Source organism: Candidatus Aquicultor sp. (assembly GCF_054640775.1).
The window spans coordinates 1-4,558 of sequence record NZ_JBTSLF010000188.1 but is presented as its reverse complement, the minus strand read 5'-3'; the positions used below and the strand labels follow the sequence as shown (position 1 = coordinate 4,558).

The 4,558-nt window shown below is 52.0% G+C and carries 5 protein-coding genes; all 5 read right to left on the bottom strand.

Annotated features, from left to right (window positions below):
- The coding region (locus ACYC56_RS12350; protein WP_461374482.1) for an amidohydrolase family protein at positions 1–1,357 on the bottom strand (1,357 nt) is incomplete at its 3' end.
- A gap of 9 nt (positions 1,358–1,366) precedes the next feature.
- Positions 1,367–2,332: a polyprenyl synthetase family protein gene (locus tag ACYC56_RS12345; protein WP_461374481.1), complete on the bottom strand. Its 966-nt coding sequence runs from the start codon at positions 2,330–2,332 to the stop codon at positions 1,367–1,369.
- Positions 2,333–2,405: 73 nt separating this feature from the next.
- Positions 2,406–3,089 (bottom strand): hypothetical protein, encoded by a 684-nt coding sequence (locus ACYC56_RS12340; protein WP_461374480.1) that lies wholly within the window; start codon positions 3,087–3,089, stop codon positions 2,406–2,408.
- Between the two features lie 18 nt (positions 3,090–3,107).
- Positions 3,108–3,740, bottom strand: a complete 633-nt coding sequence (locus tag ACYC56_RS12335; protein WP_461374479.1) for a redox-sensing transcriptional repressor Rex — start codon at positions 3,738–3,740, stop codon at positions 3,108–3,110.
- Between the two features lie 157 nt (positions 3,741–3,897).
- A partial coding sequence (locus ACYC56_RS12330) for a tetratricopeptide repeat protein (RefSeq protein WP_461374478.1) occupies positions 3,898–4,558 on the bottom strand: 661 nt, incomplete at its 5' end.

Below are 4,558 nucleotides of genomic sequence, written 5' to 3'. Positions count from 1 at the left end.
ATTCGCCGTTAGTTAATTTAAGGTTTTTGATGATCGGCTCGGTTTTCTTAAGGATCTCGGCCTCTTCCAGCGTTTTGTACTTTCCATCCCGGTACAAGACCTTTCCGCCCACCATCGTCAAAACAACGTTCTCCTGGTTGGCGGTGTACACGAGCGCCGAGTAAGGGTCGCGCGTCGGAATCTGGTGGCTGTGCGACATATCGACAACGACAATGTCGGCTTCCTTTCCCGGATCGAGCGAGCCTATCGTATCGTCCATATTTACCGCTTTTGCACCGCCCAACGTCGCCATATAGACGAAATCTTCGGCGGTGAACTCGGATGATCTCGTCGTCCCTCGTTGAACGAGGAGACCGATTCTCATCTCATCGAATACATCCATCGTATTGTTGCTTGCCGGGCTATCCGTACCGATGCCGACGTTTAGGCCGCGGTGCAAGAAGCTTGGAAGCGGTGCGATTCCCATCCCGAGCTTGGCGTTACAGCGCGGGCAGTGGGCGATTGAGACACCGTATCTTACAAGCGTGTCGATATCGGCTTCATCGACCTGGACGCAATGCACTGCCAGGATATTACTTCCTTCAAATACTCCCCACTCCTCAAGGTACTTCACGGGGCTTACGCCCGTGGGCTGCCAGAGGATATCCCCCCAGCCGACAATATCCCAATACTCATCGGAGAGCCTTCCCGAGCCGTACTTTACAAAATCATACTCGGCTTTCGAGCCGGCAAGGTGGGTGCAGATATGTAGGCCTTGCTCTTTAGCCCATTGGATCGATTTTTGATACAGGGGCGGCGAGACCGTATACGGGGAATGCGGGGCAAACCCTATAGCCAGATTTGTACCCGATACGATATCTGACCACTTGGCTATATCATCTTCCATCTTGGACATGATCTGCGGTACTTGGGTGTGGTCCATCCCGGTGACCTCGTAATAAACGATTCCACGCAAGCCGGCGTCTTTGGCGGCCCTTAAACTAGCCCCGTGTTTCGTAATATCCGCAATGGTTGTTATGCCTGATTGCAGGGCTTCAAGCGCACCGAGATATGCCGAGTGCATCCAATCCGCTTTCTTGAGCGTTCTGCTTTTTATCGTAAGCTGCATCTTCCAGTCGGCGTAACCAAGATCATCGCATGCCCCTCTGAAGACGCTATATTCGAGGTGGGTATGCAGGTCGATAAAACCGGGTAGAATCACCGCTTTGCCATAATCGACGACCTCTTCACCGGGATATTTATCCGCCATAGTCTTGAACTTACCGATGTCTTTTATCTTGGAGCCATCTACAACAATAGCCCCATCCTCAATCGGCACCTGGCTTATCGGCAATACCCATTTTGCAGTTAAAAGCATATCTCACCTCTAGTTATATCTATCAATAACAAATTCTCCGATGCCCGTAAAAACGGCGACCGCCTCGGGCCTTGAGAGCGCCTTGAGCGAATCGAGCGCCTCATCTACGTAGGACCTCGCGGTATCTTTAGCGCGGGCTACCGCCCCGCTTTGATCGATCATGGCAAGCGCTGCTTCGACCTCGCGATCGTTTGGCGCCGCGTTTGCGATAATCGCAGCAAGTTCGCTTTGCGGGCCCAAGGTTTCGAGCGCGTAAAGCATCGGCACCGTTACCGTACCGTCGCGCACGTCTACTCCGGTTGCTTTGCCGGTTTGCTTACCGCCGACTATATCCAGGACATCATCATAGATTTGAAACGCAACGCCTAAGTCTTCGCCGTACTTTGTAAGTGCGGCGACCTCGGCTTCAGACGCGCCCGACAAGTATGAACCCACCTGGCAGCATGCCGCAAACAACGCGGCTGTTTTGCGCTTCGCCTTCTGCACGTAGTCGACCATTGACTGATCGGCTACATGTGCGGTTACCATCTGATCGAGTTCGCCCAGGCTCAAATCGACGGCCGCATTGACCATGATCTCGACCGCGCGTATCGGTGCCCGTGAGAGCAGCTCGAACGCCGTCGCAAACAAATAATCGCCCGCCGCAATCGCAACCTGCTCGCCCCACACCGCGTTGACCGTAGGAACCCCGCGCCTGGTCGATGCGTCGTCCAGGATGTCGTCGTGAATGAGCGAGGCCATGTGGATAAGCTCTGAGGCTACAGCGGCCGGCATTAACTTTTCCGCATCATACTCTCCGACCATGCCGGCAAGCAGCACCAAAACGGGCCGGAGACGCTTTCCTCCGGCTTTTAGCGTGGCGAGAGACGCTTCGGCCAACACTCCCTCGCTTCGTGTGGCCGCCTTGACGAGTTCCTTCTCCACCTCAACCAGGTCTTGGAGGATATGCTGCGGAATCGGGTAGGATTTATTCATAATCTTACATAGTATAATTTAAATGCCGTTTTTTTGTCTACTGAAAGAAAATGCGGGCTCAGTTACGAAGGGCTTATAAAAAAAGGTTTTCAAGAAAGCTTCGTTGCGCAAGTGGTAACACGTTACTATCTATAAGAGCGCGGTTCTTAAGAGCGGCGATATCTGCATCCGACTCATTCTGCGCCTGGCATATCCGGCCGAAGCACGAGGCAAAGTTAGTAAGGGCGTCGCTAAATTCCGAAGAGCAGCCCCCGAGTAACATCCCGAGTTTTACCGCAGTATGGAAAAGGCTGGCGTTCTCATCCGAAACCGTAACGGGTTTATCGTGCTTTTGCCTGGCCGCCTCCGCCCCGGCGATTTCGGCAATCGCATGCACCATATGCTCGACCACAAAGCCTTTTTGCACCGTAGCGGCAATCGTTATCGCCTGCGCGTAGTAAAAATCCGCCGTAACGAGAAACAAGTTCCGCAGGTTGCCCGCGGTATCGAGATCCGTCATCTCGAGGTAGTGTTTTTCGGCGGCGAAACGAAGTAACTCTAACCCAACGGCCACCGGTCTAAGCTCTTCAGGGCGATACGTCCCGAGGCTTGCGGTTACAAAAAGAAGCGTAGCAAGAGGAAGGTCTTCAATATCTCTAGCCTGGTCGTTTAAGAGCTGATGACCTGAAAAAGCATGTTCTTTAAGCAGTTCCCTGGCGGCTGTTACGTCCTGTTCGATCTCGCTTTGAAGTGACATCGTATCATTTAGTCTTGTCATATTTTACTTTGCCTTTGTTTACCCTTTTTGCAAGTAGTAGGATAAAATCTGGAGTTCGACGGAGAGGTCAACCTGACGTAAAACCACGCCGGCAGGAACATCGATAGTTATTGGCGCGAAGTTAATGATCGCTTTAACCCCGGCGTCAACCATCCGGTTTGCGACGCCCTGGGCCGAGGGGGCCTGCGTTGCGATGATTCCTATGTCCACCCCACCCTGAATACCCTTAACGATGCTTTCAAGGTCGTTTATGTGGCTCACCTTGAGACCATCGACAATCGTGCCTACTATTGCGGGGTCGCGGTCAAACGCGCCCACCACTTTGAAACCCTTTTGCGAGAAGCCCTGATAGCCTACGAGAGCCCCTCCTAAACGACCGAGCCCGACAATAACAACGGTCCTATCCCTTAAGAGGCCAAGCCACTTGGATATCTCGTTTATGAGTTGATCGACATCGTAGCCCACACCACGAGTACCAAACTCGCCAAGGTAAGAGAGATCTTTTCTCAACTGCGCGGCGTTGGTTCCCGCATGCTGGGCGAGACCTTCGGAGGAGACGATTTGCTCACCTTTACTAGCCAGCATTACCAAGGCACGAAGGTAAACGGGCAATCGTGTTATGGTTGTTTGTGGAATTTTAGCTTTCTTCACTTGCTACCCTGCCCATCATCTTAATCTAAAAGAGTAATATTGTTATGTACTTTGTGATTATGAGAACTTTTGCTTGATTGTAACCCAAATCACATGCGTCTGTCCACTGAAGACGCGATGATGGCCCGAGTGATCTATGCTGGTGATGCTCTACGTTCTACTTTTTCTCAAGCAGTTGAACTGCAGCTTTGGCATCCTGATCGTCCGGCTGCAGGGCGAGGTACTTCGTATAGTACTTCAACGCCTCTTTTTTGTTCCCCATTTGCTGGTAGCATTTCGCCATTATCTGGAATGCCGTTTTTTCCTGTGGACGGATCTCAAGTACAAACTTGAGCGTGTCTATTGCTTGCTGGTGTTTCCCTTGGAACATATAGACGTTGGCAAGAAGGATGCGTGCCGAATATGCTTGCGGGCGCACGCTGATACCCTGCTGCAGCTCGGCTACCGCCGTATCAAGCATCGGGTCTTTCGGGCCCGTTGCAAGTTTAGCATGACCGCTGGCCAAAAACACATAATGATCCCCTTCCAACGGCTCGTATATTTGAGCGGCTTGATAGACGGCTATCGCTTTGTTGATCATCTCGCGGTTCTGCTGCATCACGCCAACCCTATCCAGAAACATTCCATAGCCGTCGTAGTACCTTCCGTTTTGATACAGCCCGATCGAACGCTCATAGTTATTGATTGCCGCCTCGACTTGCCCTTCGTTGCCTAGCTGAATCGCCGTCGCGTAATTGTAATCAGCAATATACATGGCCAGAGCATAGTAAGCGGACACGGCTGAGAAAATAACCGCAACGACCATAGATCCCTTAAGC